At 44.9% G+C, this 26,296-nt stretch carries 28 protein-coding genes and 1 tRNA gene; 14 read left to right on the top strand and 15 right to left on the bottom strand.

The features are described 5' to 3' along the window. The first annotated feature begins 1 nt into the window (after window position 1). From FXO21_RS10690 to FXO21_RS10680, 3 genes are read left to right on the top strand one after another with little or no spacing between them, the layout of a single operon-like run. Complete coding sequence (locus tag FXO21_RS10690) at window positions 2–931, top strand: hypothetical protein (RefSeq protein WP_225865645.1); 930 nt, start codon at window positions 2–4, stop codon at window positions 929–931. 8 nt (window positions 932–939) lie between these two features. Further along, complete coding sequence (locus FXO21_RS10685; RefSeq protein WP_149640073.1) at window positions 940–1,956, top strand: VWA domain-containing protein; 1,017 nt, start codon at window positions 940–942, stop codon at window positions 1,954–1,956. Then, complete coding sequence (locus tag FXO21_RS10680; RefSeq protein WP_149640072.1) at window positions 1,956–2,585, top strand: ribonuclease HII; 630 nt, start codon at window positions 1,956–1,958, stop codon at window positions 2,583–2,585. Before FXO21_RS10685 ends, FXO21_RS10680 begins: the two co-directional genes overlap by 1 nt. Here FXO21_RS10680 and FXO21_RS10675 read toward each other — a convergent pair. The 6 genes from FXO21_RS10675 to FXO21_RS10650 all read right to left on the bottom strand — a co-directional run bounded on the left by FXO21_RS10675 (window position 2,543) and on the right by FXO21_RS10650 (window position 6,452). Then, on the bottom strand, window positions 2,543–3,079 hold the full coding sequence (locus tag FXO21_RS10675; RefSeq protein ID WP_149640071.1) for a DUF2480 family protein: 537 nt from the start codon (window positions 3,077–3,079) through the stop codon (window positions 2,543–2,545). The two genes, FXO21_RS10680 and FXO21_RS10675, sit on opposite strands and share 43 nt — an antisense overlap. 74 nt (window positions 3,080–3,153) lie before the next feature. Then, complete coding sequence (gene tsaB, locus FXO21_RS10670) at window positions 3,154–3,846, bottom strand: tRNA (adenosine(37)-N6)-threonylcarbamoyltransferase complex dimerization subunit type 1 TsaB (RefSeq protein WP_149640070.1); 693 nt, start codon at window positions 3,844–3,846, stop codon at window positions 3,154–3,156. A gap of 38 nt (window positions 3,847–3,884) precedes the next feature. Then, window positions 3,885–5,537: a S41 family peptidase gene (locus FXO21_RS10665; RefSeq protein ID WP_149640069.1), complete on the bottom strand. Its 1,653-nt coding sequence runs from the start codon at window positions 5,535–5,537 to the stop codon at window positions 3,885–3,887. 6 nt (window positions 5,538–5,543) lie between these two features. Continuing rightward, complete coding sequence (locus FXO21_RS10660; RefSeq protein ID WP_149640068.1) at window positions 5,544–5,954, bottom strand: ribonuclease P protein component; 411 nt, start codon at window positions 5,952–5,954, stop codon at window positions 5,544–5,546. A gap of 97 nt (window positions 5,955–6,051) precedes the next feature. Next, window positions 6,052–6,210: a 50S ribosomal protein L34 gene (gene rpmH / locus FXO21_RS10655; RefSeq protein WP_149640067.1), complete on the bottom strand. Its 159-nt coding sequence runs from the start codon at window positions 6,208–6,210 to the stop codon at window positions 6,052–6,054. A 169-nt stretch (window positions 6,211–6,379) separates the two neighbouring features. After that, window positions 6,380–6,452 (bottom strand) — tRNA-Met (locus FXO21_RS10650). Between the two features lie 230 nt (window positions 6,453–6,682). On the opposite strand from FXO21_RS10650, the gene era reads away from it, so the two are divergent. Then, a complete protein-coding gene (era, locus tag FXO21_RS10645; protein WP_149640066.1) occupies window positions 6,683–7,600 on the top strand; it encodes a GTPase Era in 918 nt (305 codons plus the stop codon). A gap of 63 nt (window positions 7,601–7,663) precedes the next feature. After that, on the top strand, window positions 7,664–8,974 hold the full coding sequence (gene der, locus FXO21_RS10640; protein WP_149640065.1) for a ribosome biogenesis GTPase Der: 1,311 nt from the start codon (window positions 7,664–7,666) through the stop codon (window positions 8,972–8,974). Window positions 8,975–9,047: 73 nt separating this feature from the next. Here the strand turns inward: der and FXO21_RS10635 are convergent, their stop codons facing one another. Both FXO21_RS10635 and FXO21_RS10630 read right to left on the bottom strand, forming a co-directional pair. Further along, on the bottom strand, window positions 9,048–9,845 hold the full coding sequence (locus tag FXO21_RS10635) for an IS3 family transposase (RefSeq protein WP_229245209.1): 798 nt from the start codon (window positions 9,843–9,845) through the stop codon (window positions 9,048–9,050). Window positions 9,846–9,886: 41 nt separating this feature from the next. Beyond that, window positions 9,887–10,405, bottom strand: a complete 519-nt coding sequence (locus FXO21_RS10630; RefSeq protein ID WP_149638667.1) for a helix-turn-helix domain-containing protein — start codon at window positions 10,403–10,405, stop codon at window positions 9,887–9,889. Window positions 10,406–10,737: 332 nt separating this feature from the next. Between FXO21_RS10630 and FXO21_RS10625 the strand changes: the two genes are divergently transcribed. Next, window positions 10,738–11,124 (top strand): hypothetical protein, encoded by a 387-nt coding sequence (locus FXO21_RS10625; RefSeq protein WP_149640064.1) that lies wholly within the window; start codon window positions 10,738–10,740, stop codon window positions 11,122–11,124. 65 nt (window positions 11,125–11,189) lie between these two features. Here the strand turns inward: FXO21_RS10625 and FXO21_RS10620 are convergent, their stop codons facing one another. The 6 genes from FXO21_RS10620 to FXO21_RS10595 form a co-directional block, all read right to left on the bottom strand. Beyond that, on the bottom strand, window positions 11,190–12,026 hold the full coding sequence (locus FXO21_RS10620) for a fumarylacetoacetate hydrolase family protein (protein ID WP_149640063.1): 837 nt from the start codon (window positions 12,024–12,026) through the stop codon (window positions 11,190–11,192). Window positions 12,027–12,137: 111 nt separating this feature from the next. Further along, a complete protein-coding gene (locus tag FXO21_RS10615) occupies window positions 12,138–12,593 on the bottom strand; it encodes an RES family NAD+ phosphorylase (RefSeq protein WP_149640062.1) in 456 nt (151 codons plus the stop codon). Between the two features lie 9 nt (window positions 12,594–12,602). Then, on the bottom strand, window positions 12,603–13,031 hold the full coding sequence (parS, locus tag FXO21_RS10610) for a type II RES/Xre toxin-antitoxin system antitoxin (RefSeq protein ID WP_149640061.1): 429 nt from the start codon (window positions 13,029–13,031) through the stop codon (window positions 12,603–12,605). Window positions 13,032–13,085: 54 nt separating this feature from the next. Next, window positions 13,086–15,950, bottom strand: coding sequence for an excinuclease ABC subunit UvrA (gene uvrA, locus FXO21_RS10605; RefSeq protein ID WP_149640060.1), 2,865 nt, complete (start codon window positions 15,948–15,950; stop codon window positions 13,086–13,088). A gap of 114 nt (window positions 15,951–16,064) precedes the next feature. Continuing rightward, entirely contained in the window at window positions 16,065–16,853 is a 789-nt protein-coding gene (locus FXO21_RS10600) for a cysteine hydrolase family protein (RefSeq protein WP_149640059.1), read from the bottom strand. A gap of 32 nt (window positions 16,854–16,885) precedes the next feature. Next, window positions 16,886–17,434, bottom strand: coding sequence for a hypothetical protein (locus FXO21_RS10595; RefSeq protein WP_149640058.1), 549 nt, complete (start codon window positions 17,432–17,434; stop codon window positions 16,886–16,888). A gap of 94 nt (window positions 17,435–17,528) precedes the next feature. Here FXO21_RS10595 and FXO21_RS10590 point away from each other — a divergent pair, with 94 nt between their 5' ends. From FXO21_RS10590 to FXO21_RS10575, 4 genes are all read left to right on the top strand, one after another. Then, on the top strand, window positions 17,529–18,800 hold the full coding sequence (locus tag FXO21_RS10590; RefSeq protein ID WP_149640057.1) for a hypothetical protein: 1,272 nt from the start codon (window positions 17,529–17,531) through the stop codon (window positions 18,798–18,800). Window positions 18,801–18,902: 102 nt separating this feature from the next. Further along, a complete protein-coding gene (locus tag FXO21_RS10585; protein WP_149640056.1) occupies window positions 18,903–19,880 on the top strand; it encodes a glycosyltransferase family 2 protein in 978 nt (325 codons plus the stop codon). 16 nt (window positions 19,881–19,896) lie between these two features. Further along, window positions 19,897–20,655, top strand: coding sequence for a DUF5672 family protein (locus FXO21_RS10580; RefSeq protein WP_225865644.1), 759 nt, complete (start codon window positions 19,897–19,899; stop codon window positions 20,653–20,655). 83 nt (window positions 20,656–20,738) lie between these two features. Further along, window positions 20,739–21,977 (top strand): OmpA family protein, encoded by a 1,239-nt coding sequence (locus FXO21_RS10575; RefSeq protein WP_149640055.1) that lies wholly within the window; start codon window positions 20,739–20,741, stop codon window positions 21,975–21,977. A gap of 133 nt (window positions 21,978–22,110) precedes the next feature. Here the strand turns inward: FXO21_RS10575 and tpiA are convergent, their stop codons facing one another. Next, a complete protein-coding gene (tpiA, locus tag FXO21_RS10570) occupies window positions 22,111–22,872 on the bottom strand; it encodes a triose-phosphate isomerase (RefSeq protein ID WP_149640054.1) in 762 nt (253 codons plus the stop codon). 296 nt (window positions 22,873–23,168) lie between these two features. Here tpiA and FXO21_RS10565 point away from each other — a divergent pair, with 296 nt between their 5' ends. The 4 genes from FXO21_RS10565 to FXO21_RS10550 are packed head-to-tail and all read left to right on the top strand — an operon-like array spanning window position 23,169 to window position 26,225. Continuing rightward, entirely contained in the window at window positions 23,169–24,437 is a 1,269-nt protein-coding gene (locus tag FXO21_RS10565) for an aspartyl protease family protein (RefSeq protein WP_149640053.1), read from the top strand. Between the two features lie 33 nt (window positions 24,438–24,470). Next, on the top strand, window positions 24,471–25,127 hold the full coding sequence (gene mnmD / locus FXO21_RS10560; protein ID WP_149640052.1) for a tRNA (5-methylaminomethyl-2-thiouridine)(34)-methyltransferase MnmD: 657 nt from the start codon (window positions 24,471–24,473) through the stop codon (window positions 25,125–25,127). Window positions 25,128–25,141: 14 nt separating this feature from the next. Next, on the top strand, window positions 25,142–25,726 hold the full coding sequence (gene lpcA / locus FXO21_RS10555; RefSeq protein WP_149640051.1) for a D-sedoheptulose 7-phosphate isomerase: 585 nt from the start codon (window positions 25,142–25,144) through the stop codon (window positions 25,724–25,726). Between the two features lie 55 nt (window positions 25,727–25,781). Further along, entirely contained in the window at window positions 25,782–26,225 is a 444-nt protein-coding gene (locus FXO21_RS10550; protein ID WP_149640050.1) for an NUDIX domain-containing protein, read from the top strand. Window positions 26,226–26,296 lie beyond the last annotated feature (71 nt).

Raw genomic sequence — 26,296 nt, 5'->3', positions numbered from 1 at the left:
AATGGCAGGAAGTATTTTCCCCGATACACTTCGCAGCATTGCCGTTTTGACGGTCCTGGTGACTGTTCTGTGTTCCGCCACGTATGCGCAAAAAATGAAGCCATCGGGTGTTTTCCTCACCGATAGCATTGAAGTCGGTAAACCGGTTTATTTTTCACTCAGCGTGCGGCATAATCCCGGGACCGAGATTTTTTTTCCAGACACTACTTACAATTTTTCGCCGTTCGAAATCATTGCCAAAAGGAATTTTGTGTCTAATACCGACGATGACGGAACACTCGACAGTGCGGTTTATCAGTTGGTTTCATTCGATGTATCTCCCAAACAGTCACTACGTCTTCCTGTTTTTGTTTTTGGCAAAAAGGATTGCACGGCTGTGTATACAGCCCCTGATTCCGTATTCCTGGCCAGCAGTAATCTGGTCAGATCGGATTCGTTAACTACGTTAAGTCCTGAAACGAACCTTCTCCCATTGGGCAGGGAGTTCAACTTCTCTATTCTTATCGGTGCGATCGCCCTGATTATTGGCGTCGCTGGCAGTATATACTGGGTTTTCGGACATGATATTTACAAACAGTGGCAGTTAATCAAATTACAGCGGCGGCATCTCGAATATGTCAGATCTTTTAATCGCTTAATGCGTAATGCCCGGGATAGAAAGAATATCAAAGACGCAGAAAAGGCGATCATCGTCTGGAAAAATTACCTGGAACGTCTGGAAAAAAAGCCTTTCGCAACCTATACGACCCGCGAAATCATGGATAACATCGCGGACGACGAGCTGGCTGATGCTTTGCGGAATATGGATGGGATTGTATATGGACAAGGAGAATCGAAGAATATGCACGTATACCTGGAAGTTTTGAAAACCGGAGCGACCAGGCTTTACCGAAATAGGAGGAAATATATATTGGATAGTCCGGTCAGCTGATTGAAGTTATGGATGCATGGTTTTCACCAAGGTGGTTTTCGTATGATATGATCAGATCATATGAATGGGTGTATCCATACCTGTTGTATCTGATCCCTTTTGTTCCAATGCTCTTCTGGCTGCGTAATGCCCTCCACAGAAATCATAAGCAGCGGCTGGCAATCACTTACACACCTGGTGACAGCCCGCTTAATCTACTAACCCTGTTAAGGTTCGTTCAGCCTCTTTGCGTAGGCCTGGCTGTGATATTGATTGTCGTCGCGCTGGCCCGCCCGCAGGTTGTCACTGAGCGTACCGATCAGTTTTCAGAAGGGATCGACATTATGCTTTTGCTGGATATTTCTGATTCGATGACCGAGAAAGACCTGAGCCCTAACAGGCTGGAAGCCGCAAAAAGGGTAGCCAGGCAATTCATAAGAGGCAGGTTACAGGACAGGATCGGGCTGATTATTTTTGCCGGAGAAGCGGTATCACTTTGTCCATTAACTACTGATTATGAGCTGTTGTTTGGGTTTTTGGATGAAATAAACCCTAAAATGATCCCTACTGCGGGCACGGCAATCGGGAGCGCCCTGGCGGTAGCTGTAAACAGGATGCGCGAAATGCCCGGACAGAGTAAGGTGGCGATTTTAATCAGTGATGGTGATAATACTTCCGGGAACCTGGACCCGACCACTTCTGCGCAGCTCGCCAATGCATTCGGGGTGAAGGTTTACACCATTTCCGTAGGCAGGCCTAAGCGTATTTCACGCTCAGACAGTACTGCTTCAACGGCACTGATCGATGAAGGTCAGCTTCAAAATATTGCGGGTTTGGGTAATGGTAAGTATTTTCGTGCTACGGACAATAAGGGTTTGGAAGCTGTGTTCAAACAAATTGACCAGCTCGAAAAAGTGAAGTCTCGTGATATGCTGTCCCGCGACGTCAAAGATTTTTACCGGATTTATCTTTACTGGGCCATGCTTTTCCTGCTGATTGCGATTGGAACGAAAAGCACATTTATGGCCAACATCCTCGAAGATTAATGCTGAAACCTTTTTATAACATAGACGCTATAGAAGCGGGCCTCGATGAGGTTGGACGGGGTTGCCTGGCTGGCCCGGTAGTTGCGGCTGCGGTTATTTTGCCAAGAGATTACAAACATTCATTTCTGAATGATTCCAAACAATTGACAAAAGTACAGCGGCTGGAGCTGGAAAAGGAAATCGTGAGGGAAGCATTGGCCTGGGCGGTTGCAGAGGTTGATAATTTGGAGATTGACAAGATCAATATACTGAAAGCCAGTTTTCTGGCAATGCATCGCGCGGTAGATAAGCTGACTATGAAGCCAGAGCACCTGCTGGTGGACGGGAACCGGTTTACGCCTTACCCGATGATCCCGCATACCTGCATTATCAAAGGCGATGCGCATTACCTGTCTATCGCGGCTGCTTCTATACTTGCCAAGAACTACCGCGACGAACTGATGTCCAACCTGGCGGCGCAATTTCCTTTTTACGGCTGGGAGCATAATGTAGGATACCCGACGATCCACCACCGTAAAGCAATAGGATTGCACGGCCCATGTTCATATCACCGAATGACATTTAAGCTTTTGAAAGAAGAAGTCGATCAGTTGGTGGAGGAAGAAATAGAAGATTTGGGCCTTTTGTAAAGAGGAACAGTGCTGCAAGGCTCACCAAACATCAAACTCTGTACCACAGGTTTTAATAAACGGCTAATTTCCACATAAGCAGATATAGGCACTTCGACTTTGCTGCAACCTTTTACTACAACTCTTTTACCTGTAAAAGAAACAATGTCCAGCTTTTGGATTGCGCTTTTAAAAAGCTGGTCTTCCAATGCATTTAAGTCGCCGAAAATGACCGTTTTTGCATAAGGTTCCAGCTGGACGGCGAGTAACATATAAGCCCAGGTTGGAACAATAGCATCTTCGGAGCAGACTATCGCAATGTGTTTTCCTACATATTGGGCCCAATCATGCGATTTCAGGAATTCGCGAAAATCTTTCTCGCGCAATATCATCCCCTGCCATAAATTGTCTTTGATATCATAAAGAACGCGTTCTCCCGGCTGATAAAGTTCTTCCAGGTCAAGAGATACAATCCCACTTGTAGCGACACGGTTTACTATTTCCTCTGCTTCCATTTCCAGTTTTTATTTACTTAAAAACTAACAAGAGAATATTTGAGTTCGTTTTTAACTAGCCCACGCAATGCTAATCATGCCGAGGTTTTCGGCTTTTTTGGCGCAGGCGACATGAAATCTTTCAGGTAATACGGTTCGAAGGATGCAACATCTTCAAATTTTCCGGCATTAAATGCGTCAACTGCCAATAAGCCAACTGTTTTGGCGGAAGGATAAATTTCCTGGTTCGGGAATATCGCATTCGGGTTGTCGCCAATAAGTGATTTGAACTTGGTTGAACCATCGCCGAAGAAAACGACCTTATTAGTCAGGAGCAATTCTTCAAATGAATTTTCAGTAAGGATAATTGCCTGCGTAGCCCGTACAGTTTGATTTTTGTCATCAAAAACGGCAGCATATACTTCCATTCTTCGGGCATCAATCATCGGACAAAGCAAATGTCCGCTATAAAACCCAATCAATTGGAGCGCCATGCCCTCCAGGGTATTAATAGCAAGCAAAGGCTTGTCGAGCGCATAACACAACCCTTTTGCAGTGGATACACCCACGCGCAAGCCGGTATAGGAGCCTGGCCCCATCGCAACGGCAATTGCATCAAGCTCCGACAGGCTAAAACCTGCATGTTCCACACAATTCTGCATCAGCGTGGTGAGCATCGAGGAGGAGGAGCGATCCGTAAAAAGTTCGTAGCTGGAAATCAGCCCGGCATCACCGGCAAGCGACACGGAGCATCCCCGCGTAGAGGTATCAATACTTAAAATGAGCATAAAAATGAAAGCCCGTCGATTTCGACGGGCTGGGATACTTATTTCTTTTTCAAAATTTCATTGTAGCGTGCAGGCTCTTTAAATAGAGCCAGCGCCGCTTTCACCTCAGGATCTTCATTGAAAGAAGCTTCCCGCATTCCTTTTTCGAGGTAATAATGCTTGATGATTTCTTCCTGCAAAATCCCTTTTATTTCTGGCTTTAATATCTGCAAATCATTGTCCTTATTATGACCTAATTTCGATCTCAAAGCTTTCAGTTGATCCTCGATCACTTCCAGTGATTTTTCTTTTTTCGCCGATGCCTCCAATTCGCTCAATTCGCGTTCAACCTGCGTCGTATAATCGTATTCCTTGTCGCTAAGCCATTTCACAAAAGCTGCATAATCTGAATCAGAAAGCTGAAATTCCTTTGCCTGCTTTATGGTAGGGTGCTCAAAATGGTACTTCACGGCATAATCAAAAAACAGCCGGTTGCGGCCCAGCGACGTCGCAAGCGGCGAGTAAGTTTCTTTTTCTGTTAGAATATCCGGTAAAATTCCGCCACCATCAAAAACAGTCCGGCCATTTTTGGTTTTAAATTCGGTCATCAATGAATCCGGAATTTTACCTACACTGCCGTCGTCATTGCGGTGGCTGTAATCGATTGCCTGAATACACCTGCCACTTGGAATGTAGTATTTGGCGGTCGTGATCTTCATTTTGGTATTGAAAGAAAGGTCGCGCGTGGTCTGCACGAGGCCTTTTCCATAAGTTCTTTGTCCGATCAAAACACCTCTGTCGTAATCCTGAATAACGCCGGAAACGATTTCAGCAGCGGAGGCGCTTCTGTTATTTGTTAAAACGACAACCGGAATATCTGTATCAAGCGCCGGGTTATAGGCAGTATAGGTTTTATTCCAATCATTCACTTTTCCCTTTGTGGAAACGATCTCTTCGCCTTTGGCAATGAAAATATTTGAAATTTCAATGGCCATATTCAGCAAGCCACCAGGATTATCGCGTAAATCGAGTACGACATATTTCATTCCCTTTCCCTTTAATTCCTGAAATGCATTGCGCACTTCACGGGAAGCTGTCGCTGTGAAATCTTTTAGGTCAATGTAGCCTACATTTTCATTCAGCATACCGTAGTAAGGTACATTGGTAACCTTTACAATATCGCGGTTGAGGCTGATTTCCAGCGGCTTAGTAATGCCGTACCGTTTTACAGTGAGCGTAACGTTAGTCTGCGACTGGCCTTTTAATAATTTACCCGTATCAAAATCTTCACGCGTCGACAAATCAATTCCATTGATTTTCGTGATTTCATCTCCCAGTTGCAACCCCGCTTTCTGAGCCGGGGTATCTTCATAAACCATCATCACCGTATGCTTTCCTTCGCCGGAATTCACGATCGCCCCGATACCGTTATATTTCCCGGTCGTCATCGTCATGTAATCCTCAATATCATCTTCGGCATAATACACCGTATATGGATCGAGGGAGCGCAGCATATTGTCAATGCTTGTTTTGATCAGCTGGTTAGGATTGATCTCATCTACGTAATAGGCATTCAATTCCTTGAATAGCGTAGCATAAATGTCAAGGTTGCGCGCTATTTCGAACAGACGGTCGTCCTGCCGGAAGGAGAAAAAGGCCAGGCCGCCTAGAACAGGCAATGCCAGCAAGATGGAGCGAAGATACTTTTTCATCTGCGTTCAGGAATTAGGATGTGATTTTTGACGGCCGGCCGGCAACTTTTCCAGTTTGGCAAGCGATTGCTTTATAGCCGTTTCAATAACGTCGTAGGACACTATTTCTTTTGCAAGATATAAAAAAGCAATGTAGGAAGGTCTTGATTCGCCGGTTAATGTAATCAGGGATTCTTTGTTAAGCCGGTATGCTTCACGGCAGCGGCGACGGATCAGATTCCGGTCGACTGCCTTTTTGAAATTTCTTTTGGAAACTGAGAAAAGTACCTGGGGAAGGTCGGGGAGGGGATCATAAATATAGAGCACCCTAAAAGGAAAAAGGTAGAACGTGTGGACCTCCGAACTACCCTTTTTGAAAAGCCTGCCGATAATGCGGGGGCTGCTTAAACGCTCATTTTTACCAAATGTTTGTTTCAAGTCTTTATAGAAAAAAATGTCTGATAAGTTTGATCGGTCAAACTTATCAGACTATGAAAGACCAGGCACCCCTCAACTCAAACCAATCAAACCCTGATTATTGCTTGTGACGTTTTTCGTCAGAGACTGTTAGTTTCCAACGACCTTTTTTGCGGCGGCCGGCAACTACTTTACGCCCGTTTGGAGTGGACATTCTCTCACGGAATCCGTGCTTATTTCTCCTCTTGCGATTCGATGGTTGAAAGGTACGTTTCATCTCAGTATCAAATTATTGCGATATAAATCTCTGTCTGCCCGTAATTTGGGCTTGCAAAGGTAGACAAAAAATTAAATTATGTCAAAGTTTAAATTCTTTTTTGCAAAAGCCTGCTTACAAAGTCTTTAAATAAAAAAGTCGCTAAACTGGTTAGCGACTTTAAATCGAGTAGCGGGAGCTGGACTCGAACCAGCGACCTTTGGGTTATGAGCCCAACGAGCTACCAACTGCTCCATCCCGCGGCGTTGAATTGGAGTGCAAACATACGTCTAAAATTTTAATATGCCAGCTTTTTTGAGAAAAAATTTGTGATCAATTCATAATTCTATTCTTGAATACTAACCGTTCGATTGCGATTTGCTGCCGGGAAAACCGTAGTTTTGCACTTAAATTAGAATGAAGGCCCTAATTGTCAGGTATTTCTGAAAATGGCGGGCCTGCTTCTGATTATTGTTATGTACTTATAAAGGTTATGGAAGAAAATAAAGAAACTCCCCTGCGTAATCACCGGGCAGGTTTTGTCAGCATTATCGGGAAACCGAATGTTGGGAAATCCACACTGATGAATGTGCTGGTGGGAGAAAAAATGTCGATCATCACGTCAAAGGCGCAGACGACCAGGCATCGTATTCTCGGGATATTAAATGGAACGCATGAAGAGATTCCTTTCCAATTGGTGTATTCCGATACGCCGGGCGTGATCAAGCCGGCTTACAAGCTGCATGACTCGATGATGACATTTGTGAAAGGATCTCTGGAAGATGCTGATGTGGTTTTGTTTGTAGTGGAAGTGGGAGAAAAGGTAGCAGAACATGAAGTATTGCCGCTGCTGAACCGCACAGATTCGCCGGTTATCCTGGTTTTGAATAAAATTGATCTGTCGGACCAGGACCAGGTTAATGCAAAAATGGCGGAGTGGGAAAATGAAATCCATCCTTCGGCGATCGTTCCGATTTCTGCGCTGGAAAATGCCAATATCGGCACCCTGTTCGATGCTGTGATCACGAGACTACCATTCCACCCGCCGTATTTTCAGGAAGACGAACTAACCGACAAACCTGAGCGTTTCTTTGCTTCTGAAATGATCCGCGAGAAAATTTTTCTGAACTATCGCCAGGAAATTCCATACAGCTCCGAAGTAGTAATCACAGAATTCAAAGAAAAAGACGATATCATCGTGATCCGTGCCGAGATTTTAGTGGAACGAAAAAGTCAGAAAGGTATATTGATCGGCGAGAAAGGGGAAATGCTGAAAAGAGTGGGCTCCCAGGCGCGCCACGATCTGGAAGCGTTTTTCGGTAAAAAAGTATTTCTCGAACAACATGTAAAAGTAGAACCCGATTGGAGAAGCAAGGAAAATAAGCTGCGCCAGTTCGGGTATGAAGAATAATTAATATAAATGAATGAAGAACGGTAGCTACAACTATCGTTTGGACCAGATCAAACAAGTAAAATGGCAAATATTATTTCAATAGTGGGACGTCCGAATGTGGGGAAATCTACCTTGTTCAATCGTCTTACTGAAAGCCGAAAGGCTATTATGGACAACCAGAGCGGCGTCACACGCGACCGCCACTATGGTTACGGGGAGTGGACCGACCAGTATTTTACAGTAATCGATACCGGCGGATATGTAGTCGGTTCGGAAGATATTTTTGAAGGCGCGATCCGCGATCAGGTGGAGCTGGCTATTGAAGAATCGACCGTAGTGTTATTTATGGTGGATACGATGACCGGTTTGACCGACCTGGACAAAGATTTCGCGAATGTGCTGCGACGTTTTAATAAACCTGTTTATCTGGTTGCTAACAAAGCGGAAACACAAGAGCGTTACCAGTCGGCAGCAGAGTTTTACGAATTGGGTTTGGGAGACGAAATATTCGCTATTTCAGCGCAAACCGGTTTTGGAACGGGCGAGCTGCTCGACAAGGTGATCGAGCATTTTGAAACCAATGGAATTGAAAATCCGGAAGAAGGTATTCCCCGCATTGCGATCATGGGCCGCCCGAATGTAGGGAAATCATCATTCCTGAACGTTTTGACAGGAACCGACCGCAGTATCGTAACCGACATTGCAGGAACAACTCGAGACGCGATCCACACGCATTATAATGCATTCGGAATGGAATTTATCCTGACGGATACGGCCGGTATCAGGAGAAAGTCTCGTGTAAAAGAAGATATTGAATTTTATTCGACGCTTCGCTCAGTGAAAGCGATGGAGGAATCGGATGTTTGTATCGTTTTGCTCGATGCGACATTGGGATTGGAAGGTCAGGATATGAATATCATCGGCCAGGCTGACAAAGCAAAAAAGGGTATCGTGATCATGGTCAATAAGTGGGATTTAGTCGAGAAAGACTCGAAAACTGCTGACACATATAAAAAAGCGTTGCTGGAAAAGCTGGCCCCGATGAACTACATGCCAATTATTTTTGCGTCTGTGGTAGAAAAGCAGCGCATTCACCAGGTGATGGAGAAAGCGATGGAGGTATATAAAAACAAAACCAAGAAGATCACTACTTCAAAACTGAATGATGTGATGCAGGCTGAGATTGAGAAGTACCCGCCGCCGGCACACCGGGGAAAATATATTAACATTAAATATATGATCCAGCTGCCCACACCTTCACCGACCTTCGTGTTTTTCAGCAGTAACCCTAAGCACGTAAAAGAGCCCTATCTGAGGTATCTGGAAAACCGGATGAGAGAAAACTTCGATTTTTCGGGTGTACCAATCACTATTTTCTTCCGTGAAAAATAGAGGATTATTAGGTATTTGAAAAAAACGCCGGTTGCAGTTTGGACTGAACCCCAAAAGTTGGACGTTTTATAATTTAACGATTAGTGTGATGAGCCCGGTATTGTGCCGGGCTCATTCCATTTAAATTAAGCCTGATCCTGTCGTTGTTGTAGTAGTCGATATATTCCTTGATGTCTTCTTTCAGCTGGTCGGTGCTTTGGTATTTGTTCAGGTAGAACAACTCTGATTTAATGGTGCCAAAAAAGTTTTCAATAATCGCATTGTCCAGGCAGTTGCCTTTTCTGGACATGCTTTGGATAATACCCTTCGATTCAAGTATTTTTTGATATTTACTCATTTGGTATTGCCAGCCCTGGTCGGAATGCAGTACCAGATTTTCTGGCTTATTGATCTTTTTAAATGCCGTTTCGAGCATTTGTGTTACTTGCTTAAAATTAGCTGATTCGGACAGGTTGTAACTGATGATTTCTCCATTAAACAGGTCAATAATAGGAGACAGAAAAAGTTTTTTGTCTTTCACCCTGAACTCGGAGACATCCGTCGCCCATTTCTGTGATGGTTTTTCAGATTTAAAATCCCTGTTGAGAATATTGGGCGCAACCCTGCCTGTCTGGCCTTTGTAAGAGCGGTACCTTTTGAGACGGATCAACGATTTCAGGCCCATGGACTTCATCAGCTTTAAGACCGTTTTATGGTTGAGCTCGCTGCCCATCTTCCTGATCATCATTGTGATGCGACGGTAGCCGAACCTTCCCTTATGCCGATCGTAAACTTGCCTGATCTGCTTTTTCGCCTCCTTATACTTGCTGGCCTGAGCGCTATTTTTAATATGGTAGTAGAAATTGCTCCTGGGTATTTCAAAGAGCTCCAAAAGCAATTCAAGCGGATATTTCTGCCTTAACCCATGGATTGTCAACGCTTTTTCTTTTGCGCAGCTTCCTTCTGGCGGATTAAGGCATCCAACTTTTTTAGCAAGTCATTTTCTGCCCTCAGGCGCAGGTTTTCGTTTTCGAGCTGCTCTAACCGGGTCAATGGACCGTATGTTTTTATGATCTTGGGTTTGTTTTTCATAGACCTGGGCCTGCCACGGGCCGTGCTAAAACCATCTATACCAAACTGCTCATACTGCCGGACCCAAACATGTAAAGTACTTTTACTGGGTATTTTAAATTTGAAGCAGCACTCATTCAAAGATAAACCCTGTTTCTGATAAGCGAACACAACTTGTTGCTTAAATTCTATTGTGTAATCGCGCCCGTATTGCGGCAAAAGACTTGAACCGCCGCCTTGTTTATAGTGTCCCACCCATTTCTGTATACAGGACCTAGTAATCCCAAAGCGTCTGGCCAATTCATTAATACCACCTCCGCCTAAATAAGATTTTACAACCGCTAACCTCAACTCTGCACTGTGTTTTCTGTTTTTACCCATAAAAATACCCCCAAGAAGTGTCTAACTTTTGGGGGGCAGTGCAGTTTGCGCCGGCGTTTTTGTTTTATCCCTGGTACGCTACGGTTCAGGAGCTTAATCCCGCACTTCGTCTTTTTCGTTGTCATACATGCAACTTTCCAGGGTAACTTTACATCTGTAAATCGATTAGCAATTGTATGCTTAAACAGTACCCGAAAATTTTTCATAATTTTTGTTAAAAACAAGGTACTATGTATTGCAAGATACCTAACAAAACATATATATTTGTAGAGTCAATTAGTTACAACAAATTCTGTACGGATTTTTTCTGAAAGACTGAAACCAACAATGCCATGAAAACGATCAAACTTTTAATATTTCTAGCTCTTTTCAGCTTTCAGGCCGGAGCGACAGGATATGTTCACAACATGTTCGTTGCGCACAGAAAGTTGCAGTCCGGGAAAGAAGTGGTAAGCGAAAAGACAACCGCTAAAAAGGTCAAATCAACTGTTAAAATAATGAAGCCTGCCGGTCAGGTTAAACATAGCGCAAGTTTTTTCAATGCGAGTCTGACCACTCAACCTTCCGAGTCTGTTACATTAAATGAAAGGATTTTGGAAGAAGGACCTGCGTCTTTTTTTGACAGTGAAAAGAATGAAGACTCGGGCAAATCAATGGTCCATAAATTAATCGGGGCATTTCGCTGCATGCTGTATGCATTCGTAGGTCTCACTCCGTAGGCAATTCGTAGCCACAACTTCTATCATTAATGAGAAGAGCTGCCATCACTGGCAGCTCTTTCTTTTTATCCAACCACATTGGTCAATGTACCGATCGGCTTGATCGTAATGTGCACAATATCATCTTTTTGAAGTGTAAAATCTGAGGAAGGGACAATGCCGGTACCTGTCATCAGATAAGCCCCGTGTGGAAATGACATTTCAAGAAAGAGAAAATGCAGCAGTTCTTCGGGCTTCCGCTTCATTTGCGCCAATGTAACTTCGCCATTAAATACTTCCTCGCCTTCCCGCACAATCGATAAATCGATCACAGTGTCGTCTGTCAATGGATATTCGGGCACATATAGACACGGGCCCAGCGCAGCGCTTCCGGTGTAGGATTTTGCCTGCGGCAGATAAAGCGGATTTTCACCCTCGATACTTCTGGAACTCATGTCATTGCCAATCGTATACCCTACCAGTGTTCCGGAGGAAGATGCAAATAATGTTAGCTCTGGCTCAGGAACGTCCCACGTTGAATCGCGGCGAATTCTGACAGTTCCGTGATTTCCTACCACGCGCCAGGCAGTTGATTTAAAGAAGAGTTCAGGCCGCTCGGCTTCATAAACACGGTCATAAAAACTACCGCCGCCCGCTTTTTCAGATTCTTCCATCCGTGCAGTGCGGCTTTTGAAATAGGTCACACCCGAAGCCCAAACTTCCTGGGAACCAATAGGCGCCAGGATTTCCGGCATAGGAATATCTTCCGAAAAAGTGACCGGGATCAGTTGCTCTGTCTGAATCAGGAGCCAATCGTATAAATCATCGCGGTTGACAGCAACATCCCAGTCGGTTTCGTGCAAACGGTAAAAAGTGTCTTCTTTTTCGAGAATAATACCGTTTTCTGTTTTATATAATTTCATAGTTATAAAGCTATTTTTTGCCTCAATAAGGCTTTGGAACATCTTCTTTACTCTGAAATACGCTTTGAAAGTGGGTTTAGGCTATCAAAAAAGAAAATGCTTTCAAGCCTTTCAGATGCGGCGGTCAATAGGAATTCGTTCTTGAGAGATAAGTGCTACCTGTTCAAAAGAAGGGTGCTGCGGATGGATGATGATATTGAATGAGAATGGAACAATCACGGAAGGAAGGCCAACAGCAAGTGTATCCGGATTTGACAGCCACTGGTGCAGCCAGAATTGCGTGCGATCGTAATTTTTGTCCTGCCAGAAAGGCGGCATTTCATCTCTTGAAAAATATCGGATATCGTCAGGAATGCTGATGGAAGAAAGCCAGTAAACCGGTAAATCCTCGTACCTGATGCCCGGCGCATGTGCCAGGGTTTCTACGAGTCTTAGTTCAGGAGTAGTGGTAGTGTACAATACGCCGGTACCTTTGGGATTCCATCGCGCACCGTACAAGCGGCTGCCCTCCGTAGAAAGCGAACTATCTTTAAATTTTTCTCTAATGATCCGGTACACTACAGCCATAATCTTCCGTCAGGCTGGCAAACCGTAATCCAGGCGGGCCAATACATCATCTACCAGTCCAAATCCCGTAATTGTATCCATTAGTTGTAGCGGGGATTGATCATCCAATTCGGAAAGCGGCGTGCGCAACCAGTTTTTTACCGTATTGCTTTTACCTTCAAAAGTGTCCAATGCATGATTCAGCACATTTCTTAGTAGTAATAAACGCTCAGAAGCATCAGTACTCAGTTTTTTATCAGCCTGAATACGATGCAAATTACGTGGCGTCATGCCTAGTATATAAGCAATTTCGTTATCCGTCAATCCCACCAAGTCTGATACTTCATCAGCCGTGGCACGCGAAACGCCTTCGCGCGAGTTTCTGATCAATGTAAAATGAGAGGCTGGCCTTGTGCCTGACGAAGTATCCTTATGAAATACGCGTGCTGATGCCGGCATAACTACTTATTTAAGTGAATTATGTCTTAAATGTAAGTGACTTTTGTCAAGAAATCAAATCTTTTCCCGCAGAAAGTCAGCCGTATAGTTATTTTCCAACTTGACCATTTCTTCCGGGGTTCCGGCGAAGGTGAGCATTCCGCCGTCGTCGCCGCCTTCGGGACCGAGGTCGATGATCCAGTCGGCACTTTTAATCACTTCCATATTATGCTCGATAATGATTACAGTATCCCCCTGATCAACCAATGCGTTGATCGCTTTCAGCAGCTTTTTGATATCGTGAAAGTGAAGTCCGGTGGTCGGTTCGTCAAAAATGAAAAGCATTTTGCCTTTGCTGGAAGAACCTTTTCCTAAGAAGGAAGCCAGCTTAACCCGTTGAGCCTCACCGCCGGAAAGTGTATTGGAAGATTGTCCCAAACCAACATAACCCAGGCCCACTTCCTGCAATGGTAGCAGCCTGTCGACCAGCTTCGGTTCGGAGGTACGGAAAAACGCAATAGCCTCATCGACCGTCATATCCAGGATTTCGGCCACATCTTTATCCTGATATTTTACTTCCTGGATTTCCTGCTTGAACCTTTTACCATTACAACCCTCGCAGGTCAGGTAAATGTCCGCCATGAACTGCATTTCGATCTTCACCTGACCTTCACCCTGGCAAATCTCGCATCTTCCGCCATCGACATTGAATGAGAAATGGGAAGGTTTATAGCTTCTCGCCTTCGATAGCGGAAGATCGGCCATCATTTGCCGGATGTAATCGTAAGCTTTGATGTAAGTAACCGGATTGGACCGCGAAGATTTCCCAATCGGATTCTGGTCGATCATTTCAACCGCTTCAATACGATCTACGCTGCCAGTAAGCTCGTCAAAACGTCCTACTTCTTCACTGAATTCGCCTTTCATTCGCATTAATGCAGGATAAAGCAGCTTACGGATTAAGGTGGATTTCCCCGAGCCACTCACGCCGGTCACGACAGTCAGCACATTCAGCGGAATTTTTACGTCGAGTTCTTTGAGGTTATTTTCTCTCGCTCCCTTTATTTCAAGAAAGTGAAGTGCTTTTCTACGCACGGAAGGAACAGGAATAGAATCGTTTCCAAGCAAGAAATCAATGGTATACGACTTGGTAGCGGGATCATTATTATAGTCACCGCCGTTTGCTTTCAAAGCGGCAATATCCTCCTGCGTACCCTGAAAAACCAGGTTTCCGCCGCCAGTTCCAGCTTCCGGACCAATATCAATGATCTGGTCTGCTGCATGCATTACTTCTTCTTCATGCTCCACCACGATCAGCGTATTGCCCAGGTCCCGGAGGGATTCCAGTACGCCGACCAGCCTTTGCGTATCCCGGGGATGCAGCCCAATGCTCGGCTCATCCAGAATATACATGGAGCCCACCAATGCACTTCCGAGTGAAGTAGCGAGCTTAATGCGCTGAAATTCACCGCCTGACAATGTGCTGGTAAGCCGGTTTAGCGTCAGGTAACCCAGCCCGACGCGGTTCATATAGTCTAGCCTCGTTGTGATTTCAGTCAAAACGCGTCTCGCAATCTGCCGGTCGTGTTCGCCGATATTCAGGTTTTCAAAAAAGACTGCTACATCCTTAATAGGCATTAAAACCAGATCGGTAATGGAGGCACCGCCGATCTTGACGAAAGAAGCGTCTTTCCGCAAGCGCGATCCGCGGCAATCCGGGCAGATTGTCCGGCCACGGAATCGCGAAAGCATGACACGATACTGGATCTTATGCGTTTGAGATTCGAGTTCGGCTATAAAATCATTGATACCCTGAAAGTACTGATTACCAGTCCAGAGCAGTTCTTTCTCAGCGGGGGTCAGATCTTTGTAAGGCCGGTGAATAGGGTAGTCAAACTTAATCCCATTGCGAACCAGCGGTACGAGCCACTCGCTCATTTTCTCGGTACGCCAGGGCGCTATTGCACCTTCGTATACGGACAGGCTTTTGTCAGGAATTACCAGATCGGGATCAATCCCCAGTATTTTACCAAAACCCTCACAACGCTTGCAAGCGCCGAAAGGATTATTGAAACTGAATAAATTAACACTTGGCTCTTCGAAAGTAATCCCGTCGAGCTCGAACTTATCAGAGAAAACGCGCCGCTCTCCATTCACGACCTGCGTGATACAAACACCTTCTCCTTCAAAAAAGGCAGTTTGAACGGAATCCGAAAGCCGGTATTGGGTATCTTCATCGTCAGCTTTCACAGCAGCACGATCGATCAATATAAAAACCTGGTTACCCGCCTGGGAATAATCATCGGGGTTTTCAAGAATATCTTCAATAGAAAGTACCTCGTCATTCAGTACGATCCGGGTGTAGCCTTTTGAAAGTAAGATCGTAAGCTCCTCTATTTGCGTACGGCCCTCGCGGATGTGCAGGGGCGCAAGTACCATTACGCGGGTACCTTCTCCGTGAGAAAGCAGGTAATTGACCACGTCGGTCACAGAATCTTTACGGACCAGCTCGCCGGAAACCGGGGAATAAGTATGGCCAATCCGTGCAAAAAGCAATTTCAGATAATCGTAAATCTCAGTTGAAGTCCCGACGGTCGAGCGCGGATTACGCGTATTCACCTTTTGTTCAATGGCAATAGCAGGCGAAATACCTTTGATATATTCCACCTCCGGTTTTTCCATTCTACCTAAAAACTGCCGCGCATAACTGCTCAAACTCTCCACATACATCCGCTGGCCTTCCGCAAAAAGGGTATCAAATGCGAGGGAAGATTTGCCGGAGCCCGAAAGTCCTGTGATGACCACCAGCTTGTTACGCGGAATTGCAACATCAATATTTTTAAGATTATTAACCCGGGCACCTTTGATCAGAATGTACTCTCTCGGATCCAGATCGTCAAATTGGGAAGCTTCAATCCTGGCTGCGGTTACTTGCGTCATATAAAGGGAATATGAAAAATATCGGGTTCAAGTTTGTTAATGACCGATCTAAATTTAAACCAAAACCCGAGCTGTTTAGTTTGGCTTTTGCACAGGGAAATTGGGAACAAAAACTTAAAAACGAACGGATCCAGCCTTTAAAAAAGTCATTCCTTTTTCGGCAGCATCTTCAAATATCTGGTCGGCAAGATAGCCCCAGTTGGGAACGTCGGACATGGAATCCGACAGTACGATCACTTTTGGAATCAATTCAGGCGCGTATTTAATGATCTGATTGATACTCGTCGCGACGCAATGCGACCGCGCTTCTCCTGCAATCAATACTTGGTCAAAGGCAGCGAGTTGATCCAGAAATGCACGGTTTAAATCAGTTTCAGGAGCGTTTTCCACAGGTACCTGCGCTTTGAATACCCCGAAATGTTCCGTTAGCGGGTTAATACCTTTTGAAACGGCAACATAATCGCGGCCGGTCTGGTGCGTCCAGGCGAGGACAGCGGCGAGCAGAGTATCGTCGAGGGAAGCGCCCTTCGAGCCGATCAGACAATGTTCCGGCCAGATAAAATGTTTGAATTCTTCCTGCTGCTCTAATTTTTCCAGGTATTCAATCACATATTCTTTGTGATAGCGCGGAATCCATTTGCCCGCTTTCACTGCCTGGGAGGTAATTAATGTAAATGGTGCGACCGTATTTCCGTTCTGATCTTCCCAGAAAAGCGGGTGCGCAATATCCAGTACTTTATGCGTATCCAGTGTCACGAAAATGCTGTCGATTTTGTCACCGTCGAGCGAGATCAGGCGGGCGATCCTTTGCATATCTTCCTCGGCGCCCGGCACAAATAATGTCCCGTTCGGATTGCAAAAATCATACTGCGCGTCGATAATGAGTAAGGCCGTTTTTTTCATGGTCCGGGCATTAATAGTGATTTTTGGTCAGGCTATTCAACTTCCTGTGGCAGCTCCATTTGTCTTGCATACATCTTGGAACAAAGGCTGTAAACCAGTTTCAGCATCCGGTTCACGTCTTTGGTATAATCGGTACGATAGTCTTCGTCGAGCTTATTGAAACCATTCAGGATCACCTGCGCTTTTTTCGCGATGTATAATGCACAGGTATCGGCGCGCGAAGAATAGGTTTTCAGGATATCCTGATAATTTTCAAGAAACGTATTGAGTAAAAACAGGTTGAGCTCTGTTCCCCCGATCTTGTCTTTGGTCACCTTCACATGATAGGCGATATCACCGCTCAGGTTTCTCATATCCATTAAAATCCAGCCGGGTGTGTTTTGGTTAAATTTCGATGTCCGGACGATCGTAGCCATGATATCCTCGCGCCTTTCGGGTATGGTAGAACTGTCTTCGATCAATTCAAAATGGAGCCGGTCGGCAAGCGTTTTGTCCTTGGTGATGAGTCGGAGCAGCAGTTTATCCTTTTCTTTTGCAGGCATCTGGATAATTGCCTTTTTGAGCTGATCTGGTAAGGCCATTCAAATGCGATTGATAACTTTGAATAAAATCCGGGATTCCGGGGTAATTTTGGCCGTCATAAAGAACACGACGTTTTTGACAAAAATATCAGATATGCGTAAATATCTAGCCATTGCATTAAGTATCGCCATCTTTTTCATTTTCCTTTTTACGCTTTTCCAAAATGCGCTGAATGCTCCATCGTTTGATGATTACGACACCACGCTGAATTTTATCCGGCGGTTTTATTTTGATACCGAATCTTTCACAATGCGGAAAGATATCCTGCTCAGTCGCCACAATGAGCACCGGATCCTGTTTTCCAAATCCTGTGCGGCAATTTATTATTCGATCTTCGGCCAGCTGAATTTTCGGGACCTTGTCATTTTTCAAAACGTGTTTTTGCTCGCTTTCTTCGGTCTGTTATTTGTGATCATGCGGCAGAAAAAGTTGCTGACCGCCGAGACGCTGCTGATCGCCTGCCTGTTTTTGTTTAGTCTTGCATTCTGGCAGGTTACCTTTTACTATTGGGGAGGTATTCAACATTATACTGTATTTTTCTTCTCTTTTCTGACCCTTTTCGCAATTAACCAGGCGGAACGTCCGGTGAGCGGAAGTTTTTTTGTCGCACTTTCTGCGGCTGTACTCGCCGTACTATCTTTTGGAAACGGTTTCCTCTCACTTTTTCTGGCAGCGTTTATCTTGCTGATACAGAGGAAGTGGCTAATGTTCGGTATCTGGGCAATATTTGCGATCGCATTGCTGTCCCTCGCTTTTCTGCCCATTCCCGATGTCAAAACAGAGGCGGCCACGAATTTTAACGTAGAATGGATGGCGCGTTTATTGCTTACGTTTCTGGGAAGTTACTTATATATCAACCCCGCGACTGGCCAATCTGTGAATATTATTTTGTGCATGTTAATGGGTGTTACAGTGCTGGGTATTTGGTTTTGGCTTTTCTGGAAGGGATATGCAGCGAAAAACCCGTTTTTATATGCTTTGCTTTCTCTGCCCATATTAACAGGCATTATCGTATCCATTTCGAGGTTCGAGTCAAAAGCTGCCGGAGGCATTGCACCCCGCTACATGTTTTTTACCGCCACGATTCCGGTACTCCTCGTACTGATATTCCTTGACCTTAAAATCCTGAAACAGGCTCACTTAAAGTACATTGCCAGCCTGGGGCTGCTGATCTGGTGTGCAGGTTTTTATAATAACAGAATTGATTTGAAGAAAACCAACGACGAAGTAATAACCAGGATTCATGAATGGGAATCGGATCACAGTTTGCCGCTGATCTATTACAGGGACGCGGAAACATATTCGGAAATCTTATCCTGGGCAGTCACCGAAAAGGTTGTGGTTCTTCCCGCAAAAACAAATTGATTTACAAATGACGGTAAGTGAAAATCGCAAATCAAATTGCGTAAAGGAGTGTTTAAATGTTAAATTGCGGCATTTGTCGGCTAAATCTATATACACATTACCATGATTTCAGTAGCAATGTGCACCTACAACGGGGCGAAGTACTTGCCTGAGCAGTTGAGGAGCATCGCTGATCAAAATATGCAGGTTGACGAGCTCGTTGTGTGTGACGACGGCTCCAAGGATAATAGCATTGAAGTGATTAGGGAGTTCGCGCAAACAAGCAAGTTTCCGGTCCGGATTTATGTAAATGAAACCAATCTCGGCTCTACCAAAAACTTTGAAAAATGCCTGCTGCTTTGCGGAGGGGATATCATTTTTCTTTGTGATCAGGATGATCTCTGGCGGATCGATAAGGTGGAGGCACAGGTAACATATCTGAATCAGCATCCGGAGATTGATGCAGTTTTTTCCGACGCCGTAATGGTAGACGATGATTCGAAACCGATCGGACGCAATATCTGGGAGGAAATTGAATTCGATGCGCGCGGCCAGGCCAAATGGAAGAAAGGCAAGCCGCACGAAATTCTGTTCAATGGATTCGTAGTAACAGGCGCCACGCTCGCGATCCGAAAATCCTGCCTCGAAAGATTGATCCCATTTCCTACTCACGTACCCGATCTGATCCACGACGCGTGGATCGCAGTAGTATTGAGTTTGGAAAACAAAATTGATTTCATCGAAGAGCCGCTGATCAATTACCGGATGCACGCCAGCCAGCAGGTTGGGTTTGGAGGTAAAGTAGAAAAAGTGCATTTGAAGGATCGTTTTGTCAGAGACCGGAAGAAGAAATTAATTCCGCTGGAAGAAAAGGCCGACAAGCTGCACGAACTCTACAAGCTGCTGCGGGCTATTCCATTTGTGCCAAGGGAGAAGTTGATTAAATTATATTTGTCGCAAAGGCACTTTTATAGCCGCGCATCTCTGCCCGAAAACCGTGCAAAAAGATTTACGCCGATCGTTAATCAGCTCGTGAGAGGATATTACAGGTTTAGCAGTAAGGATTGGTGGCTGCCCGCTATCGGGGATTTATTAGAATAAGCAATTGGTTTCAAGCGTGGAAATTGGTCAGGAAGGTTCTTCTGTTGCAATTGTAGTCCCGGTTTACCGCCCGGACCTGAAACCGAACGAGCTTATTTCTTTAAGACAATGCATTCAGGTTTTGTCAAATCATCCGATTATTATCGTTAAACCTGAAAAAATGGAGCTGGGGAGCGATTTTGACGCGTTTCCATCCATCCGGCAAGTATCATTTCCCGACGAATACTTCAATGGAATCGATGCTTACAACAGGCTTCTTACTTCTGTAAGGTTTTATGAACGCTTTTTATCGTACCAGTATATATTGATCTACCAGCTCGACGCCTACGTTTTTCGTGACGAGCTGGTAGCCTGGTGTAAGAAAGGTTTCGACTATGTGGGAGCCCCGTCGCTTCACCAGCCGCAGTTTGACGCTCTTGGCTGGAATTCCGGGAGCCGGTTTGCCGATGCGTTGTCTACCAATAGAGTAGTCCTTAATGGCGGCCTTTCATTGAGGAAAGTTGCCAAATTCATCAGGTATTTGAAGATCTACAATTTCTTTTACCCAGAATGGAAAGGCAATGAAGATATGCTTTTCTCCCAGGAAGCGACGCGGTTGATCCCAATGAAATTATTCATGAAACTGCCTTCCTGGCAGGAAGCGCTTCATTTTGCATTTGAAAAAAGCCCCGCGGCTACTTACGAGCTGACCAGCCACCGGCTGCCTTTCGCCTGTCACGCCTGGGAGCGATATGACCCCGAATTCTGGTCCGCCTTCATTCCATCAAATCAATAGCGTTGTTACTTTAACAATTTTTAACAAACTATGAGACTGCTACATGCGTTCTTGCAGTTATTGAAAATTAATAGTTAATAACCATGAATTGCAGAACGTTTTTGGCATTTGCCTGCGCTATCACACTTTCGCTGAATTACGCACTGGGACAAGTTACCGAGAACCCGAAGGTCGACGAGCAATCTGCCCAGTATGTGAAGATCAAGCGCGTAGAGTTAACAGACCAGTTTACGATTATCTACCTTGAGTTTATCGAAAAGAAATCGGGAATGCCACAGGCGCCGCAGGGTTTCAACTTCCCATTCAAACCGGGGCAGGGACCTGTGCAGGGGGGAAATCAAATCTGGCTGGATCCCGAGACGAGATTGTATAAGCCGGGGGAGATCGAGAAAAAATTCAAGCTGATCAAAGCAGAAAATATTCCGACCAATTCTACAAAGAAAGTTACTGCTGGCGAAAAGGTTGATTTTGTTGCTTATTTCGAGAGACTTACTCCAGGAATAGAAGAGTTCGATTTTTACGAAGGCCGCAGCTCGCAGGGTACGCAGTCGTGGAATTTTTATGGAATCCACATTAAAAACCCGTCGAAAAAGCAGTCGCAAAACGCTTCAAAAAATACGGCGAAAACACAGCCTTCTGCAAAGAAACCAGTAGAGGAGGCGGTTATTCCGCAAAAGGAAATTGCTCCTGCCGAGAAAGTGTCGGCGGAAGAAAATGGAATAGCTGTGTTGAAAGGGAATATCTATAATGCAAAGACAAAACAACCTATTTCTGCGGAAATCAGATATGTCGAAAAAGGCGATTCGCTGCAAATAAAATCGTCTTCCGGCAAATACCGTTTAGGACTTGACCCTTCTGAGAAGTATGATTTCCGGGTCACAGCAAAGGGGTTTTATGGTACGACATTTAATCTGAGCCCCGCTGATTCGACGGAGAAAGCCGCATTTAATCAGGATTTTTATCTCAATCCGCTGGCAGTTGGTGAGACGATCACCATGCCGAACATTTATTTTGAAACGTCCAAATATGCCTTATTGCCTGAGTCCTATGCCGAGCTGGACCGGCTGGTAGACATGATGCGTGAAAATAAAAACATCCGGATCCGCATTGAAGGGCACACCGATAATGTGGGGGATTTTGATAAAAACCTAGAATTGTCCCGCCAAAGAGCCGAGTCGGTACAGACTTACCTGGTTGAAAAAGGAATTGAAAAAAGCAGGATCGAAGCAAAGGGATATGGCGGTACGCGCGCCATCACGAAAGGAACTCCGGAGGAAAGAGCTAAGAACAGACGAGTGGAGTTTGTGATTACGGAAGTATAGGGTTGAGGTATTGTCACTTATTGTCATTGGTAGTCGCTGATGGTCATTTGTAGTCAGTGTTGCATACTAGGAGCAACACCAGACCATAAATGACCATTAATAACTACCAGTGACAATAAATGACACGTCTTGCTTACCTCGCCTTAATAATATTCGTAAACTCCCTCGATTTCAAAGAAGCTCCGCCTACGAGGCCGCCGTCGATATCTGGTGCTGCGAATAATTCTGCTGCACTCGCTGCAGTTACGCTGCCACCGTACAGGATAGAAATTTCCTCTGCAACAGCCGGGCCATATTTGGAAGCGATGTGCTGGCGCAATGCTGCATGCATTTCCTGCGCCTGTTCAGCGCTGGCAGTAAGCCCGGTTCCGATCGCCCAGATTGGTTCGTAGGCAATTACGACCTTCAATAATTCTTCTTCAGAAAGGTGAAAAAGGCTTTCTGTGAGCTGGTTTTTTACAAAGCCGATGTAATCTTCATTTTGTCTTTGCTGCAAAGATTCGCCGCAGCAGAATATCGGGAAAACACCATTTGCAAGTGCGGTGTTTACTTTCTCTGCAAGAACTGCATTGGATTCATTAAAATATTGACGGCGCTCACTGTGACCGATCAGCACATATTCCACACCAATAGATTGCAGCATCTGCGCAGAAATTTCACCTGTAAATGCACCTGAGACTTTGTCAGAACAGTTCTGCGCAGCCAGGGAAAAATTCGGTGCATTTTCGATATATTTTTTAATAGTGGTCAGATAAATGGCAGGCGGGCAAAGGATAATTTTTGCATCATTCTGCACCTCATCTTTGGCCATATTTACTAATTCGGAAGTCAGCGCAACTGCCTCATCCAGAACCTTGTTCATCTTCCAGTTACCGGCAACAATTTTTTTTCGCATGAGAAAACTTTAATTGTGGAAAAACATCATTTGACGCAACAAAATTATCATATTTCTGTCATTTACATTATTAAAGATCACTCTTTAAAAAAATCGCAAAAAGTTTTTACATATAAAGATTTTTTTGTGTTTAATTGAGGTAAAAAAGGTTAAATTTACTCACTTGACAGTTTCGTGGAATTTGATACTTTGTGTACACAGAAGATAATAAAAGACAGAGTTAGGCCATTTATGATCAACGTGTTGTTAATGCTGACAGAAAACTTATAACCAGATTTAAAAGAAAGGAGGCCACGATGAAAACGTCTAAGTGGTTACTGATAGCGATCATACTTTTCATAAGCCGCAATACACTCGCTCATACCGAAGATATTCCCCCAGTTTCCGAGGAAAAATATGGTTATTTTTTAGAAAAAAACCATAAAACCGCCCGCATACCTTTTGAGTTGCATTCCAACCTGATCTTGCTTTACGTCAAGATCAACGATACTGATTCACTGCGTTTTATCCTGGATACCGGTGTCAGCTCGATCATCATTACCGACCCTTATGTGCTGAAACCCGACAAGTTGCGTTTGACCAGGAAAGTTAATCTTACCGGAGCAGGGGAGGGTAAGTCTATTTCGGCGCATGTAGCGATCGATAATAAGTTTTCGATGGGCAGGCTCAAAGCCAATCACCAGAATATCGTTGTGCTCGAACAGGACTTTTTAAGGCTCTCCGAGTACGTCGGGGTGCCGGTACATGGCATTTTCGGTTATGAGGTTTTCAATAATTTCGTCGTAACGATCGATTTTTCGAGAAAAGAGCTGATCCTGATGTACCCTGACAAGTACAAATACAAGCCTAAAAAAGGTGATAAGCACCCGCTGATCATTGAAGATACCAAACCGTTTACTGATGCGGTAACCCTGTTTGCCGACGGCCGTGAACATCCGATCCGCGTATTGATTGACACCGGCGCCGGGCATGCATTGTTACTTAATAACACCCGAAAAGAGACTTTCCGGCTCCCTGAAAAGGTAATCCGCGCCCAGCTGGGCAGGGGATTGAACGGGGTGATCAATGGAAATCTTGGCAGGATTGACAAAGTACGTTTGGGCAGATTTCAGATGGAAAATATCGTAGCTTCATTTCCGGATAGTGCAGGATTCGGGGCCAAAATAAAGATGGGCACCGAGCGCCAGGGGAATATTGGCTGTGAACTGCTGCGCCGGTTTAAAGTGACGATGAATTACCAGGAGCAATATATGGTCCTGAAACCTGTAAAAAGCCGCCTCCGCGAGAAATTTGAACACGATATGAGCGGAATGGAAATTCGGGCGGAAGGCCGGGATTTGCGCTCCTATATTGTAAATCATATTATAGATGATTCGCCTGCGTCAAAAGCGGGTTTGCTGGAAGGTGACCAGCTGCTCTTTATCGACGACCAATCTGCCTCCGACCTGAATGTGAGCGAAATTTATAAACTCATGCAGCGTGGCGATGGAAAGAACATCGACTTGCTGGTTAAACGTAACGGGGACATTTTCTTTACCCAGATTACCCTGCGTAGAATGATTTAATTATTTTTAAGCCAAACAAAACGCCTGGCTTAGTTGGAACGCCTATTAATTACAGAAGACGGTTCTCATTCCCTATATAGTTTACAGTTTGGCCAGCAGTACCATTCTTTGCAGGGAGCCCTCATGGAATCGGAGCACATTTACATTAATCTGGGCCTGCTTCCGTTACTGGCTGATTCAATTTCTCCTGTCCGTATTTTTGAAATGGGCTTTGGCACGGGCCTGAATGCATTCCTGACCTGGAAACTGGCAGACAGGCTTAAAAAACCTGTTTTTTACACAACAATTGAAGCGTACCCTGTTTCCGAAACGGAAGCTCAACTCCTTAACTACGAGCGAGAGACAGGCGAGAACGGCTTTATAAAATTACATCAGGCACCCTGGTCTTCGCCGACACAAGTATCCGACTATTTTTGTCTCACAAAAGAAAATAGGCGATTACAGGATTTCCGAAGTCAGGAAATCTTTGACCTGATATTTTTTGATGCATTTGATCCCCGCGCCCAGCCGGAATTGTGGACTGCCGAAATATTTTCGCAAATAGCAGCCCAAACGAGGCAAGGTGGCGTATTGGTAACATATTCTTCAAAAGGAATTGTGAAACGCGCGCTCAGAGCAGGCGGTTTTGAAGTACAAAGACACAAAGGACCGGGCCGAAAGACGCACGTTTTGAAAGCAATCAAAATTTAAAAACTTTATTTACAATGGATTATAAGAATATTGTTAGCCAGGAATTGAAAGAAGCGCAGGCTGTATTGGATCAGTTTCTGAATGATCCTGAACAAATAGAAAAAATAGAAAAAGGAGCCCGCTTAATGGCCGACTCAATTCTCGCGAACGGAAAAATTATCTCCTGCGGGAATGGCGGCTCGCATTGTGACGCGATGCATTTCGCCGAGGAACTTACCGGCAGGTACCGTGACAACCGGCGCGCACTACCAGCGATCGCGATTTCAGATGTCAGCCATTTGAGCTGTGTTAGCAATGATTTTGGCTACGAATTCGTATTCTCGCGATTTATCGAAGGTCTGGGGCAAGCTGGCGACGTGTTGTTTGGACTTAGTACCAGCGGCAATTCCGCCAACATAATCCGCGCAGCGGAGTCAGCGAAGGCGAAAGGAATGAAGGTGATTATTATGTCTGGAAAAGACGGGGGCAAGCTCGCCGCGCTGGCCGACGTTGAAATCAGGGTGCCGCACTTTGGCTACGCCGACCGGATCCAGGAAATACATATCAAGGTAATTCACATATTTATGCTTTTGATAGAGAAAATGGTACTGAAAAACTGATATTAATTTCTCAAACACTATATTACACCACTTCGTCACTGACTCCTATTCCTTCATGAACGTACGGCCATCTGCGATTATAATGCAGGGAAATTCGATTTTAACACTATGCTATTGCTACGGAGAAACTGAGGTATACGCATTGCCAGGCGGGAACCCTGACCCCGGAGAAAGTCTTTCCCAGGCACTTTCCCGTGAACTGGAAGAGGAACTCGGAATTAAAGCAGAAGTAGGGAAAATGATTTGTTGCGGCGAAGTGATCTGGCCTCAGATAAACAAGGAAACGCTGCATATGGTATTTGAAACCAATGTTTTGTCCGGTGAGCCGGTATTGAACCCGGCGCATACCACCGCGCTGCGGATCGCCTGGTTGCCAATTGATAACCTATCCGAAAATTTGCTGTACCCCAATGTAGGTGAAGAGATCACCTGTTTTTACAAAGACCAGCTTGCCTGCCCGCACATTGGGGTAATACGGCAACCCTATATCGCCAGCTGAAATTAAAGGGGTATATCTTTGTCTTCGTTTCTATAAAACCTAAACATCCCGTACTTTTGCGTTTTCACAAG

This window comes from Dyadobacter sp. UC 10, from assembly GCF_008369915.1.
GTDB lineage: Bacteria > Bacteroidota > Bacteroidia > Cytophagales > Spirosomataceae > Dyadobacter.
The sequence above is the reverse complement of the archived record's forward strand: the minus strand, read 5'-3'. Positions and strand labels throughout refer to the sequence as shown.

Bases quoted from the DNA above. Each gene is read 5' to 3' on its own strand.
- FXO21_RS10690 (WP_225865645.1), top strand. From the start codon at position 2: ATGGCAGGAAGTATTTTCCCCGATACACTTCGCAGCATTGCCGTTTTG.
- FXO21_RS10685 (WP_149640073.1), top strand. From the start codon at position 940: ATGGATGCATGGTTTTCACCAAGGTGGTTTTCGTATGATATGATCAGA.
- FXO21_RS10680 (WP_149640072.1), top strand. From the start codon at position 1,956: ATGCTGAAACCTTTTTATAACATAGACGCTATAGAAGCGGGCCTCGAT.
- FXO21_RS10675 (WP_149640071.1), bottom strand. From the start codon at position 3,079: ATGGAAGCAGAGGAAATAGTAAACCGTGTCGCTACAAGTGGGATTGTA.
- tsaB (WP_149640070.1), bottom strand. From the start codon at position 3,846: ATGCTCATTTTAAGTATTGATACCTCTACGCGGGGATGCTCCGTGTCG.
- FXO21_RS10665 (WP_149640069.1), bottom strand. From the start codon at position 5,537: ATGAAAAAGTATCTTCGCTCCATCTTGCTGGCATTGCCTGTTCTAGGC.
- rpmH (WP_149640067.1), bottom strand. From the start codon at position 6,210: ATGAAACGTACCTTTCAACCATCGAATCGCAAGAGGAGAAATAAGCAC.
- era (WP_149640066.1), top strand. From the start codon at position 6,683: ATGGAAGAAAATAAAGAAACTCCCCTGCGTAATCACCGGGCAGGTTTT.
- der (WP_149640065.1), top strand. From the start codon at position 7,664: ATGGCAAATATTATTTCAATAGTGGGACGTCCGAATGTGGGGAAATCT.
- FXO21_RS10630 (WP_149638667.1), bottom strand. From the start codon at position 10,405: ATGGGTAAAAACAGAAAACACAGTGCAGAGTTGAGGTTAGCGGTTGTA.
- FXO21_RS10625 (WP_149640064.1), top strand. From the start codon at position 10,738: ATGAAAACGATCAAACTTTTAATATTTCTAGCTCTTTTCAGCTTTCAG.
- FXO21_RS10620 (WP_149640063.1), bottom strand. From the start codon at position 12,026: ATGAAATTATATAAAACAGAAAACGGTATTATTCTCGAAAAAGAAGAC.
- FXO21_RS10615 (WP_149640062.1), bottom strand. From the start codon at position 12,593: ATGGCTGTAGTGTACCGGATCATTAGAGAAAAATTTAAAGATAGTTCG.
- parS (WP_149640061.1), bottom strand. From the start codon at position 13,031: ATGCCGGCATCAGCACGCGTATTTCATAAGGATACTTCGTCAGGCACA.
- uvrA (WP_149640060.1), bottom strand. From the start codon at position 15,950: ATGACGCAAGTAACCGCAGCCAGGATTGAAGCTTCCCAATTTGACGAT.
- FXO21_RS10600 (WP_149640059.1), bottom strand. From the start codon at position 16,853: ATGAAAAAAACGGCCTTACTCATTATCGACGCGCAGTATGATTTTTGC.
- FXO21_RS10595 (WP_149640058.1), bottom strand. From the start codon at position 17,434: ATGGCCTTACCAGATCAGCTCAAAAAGGCAATTATCCAGATGCCTGCA.
- FXO21_RS10590 (WP_149640057.1), top strand. From the start codon at position 17,529: ATGCGTAAATATCTAGCCATTGCATTAAGTATCGCCATCTTTTTCATT.
- FXO21_RS10585 (WP_149640056.1), top strand. From the start codon at position 18,903: ATGATTTCAGTAGCAATGTGCACCTACAACGGGGCGAAGTACTTGCCT.
- FXO21_RS10575 (WP_149640055.1), top strand. From the start codon at position 20,739: ATGAATTGCAGAACGTTTTTGGCATTTGCCTGCGCTATCACACTTTCG.
- tpiA (WP_149640054.1), bottom strand. From the start codon at position 22,872: ATGCGAAAAAAAATTGTTGCCGGTAACTGGAAGATGAACAAGGTTCTG.
- FXO21_RS10565 (WP_149640053.1), top strand. From the start codon at position 23,169: ATGAAAACGTCTAAGTGGTTACTGATAGCGATCATACTTTTCATAAGC.
- lpcA (WP_149640051.1), top strand. From the start codon at position 25,142: ATGGATTATAAGAATATTGTTAGCCAGGAATTGAAAGAAGCGCAGGCT.
- FXO21_RS10550 (WP_149640050.1), top strand. From the start codon at position 25,782: ATGAACGTACGGCCATCTGCGATTATAATGCAGGGAAATTCGATTTTA.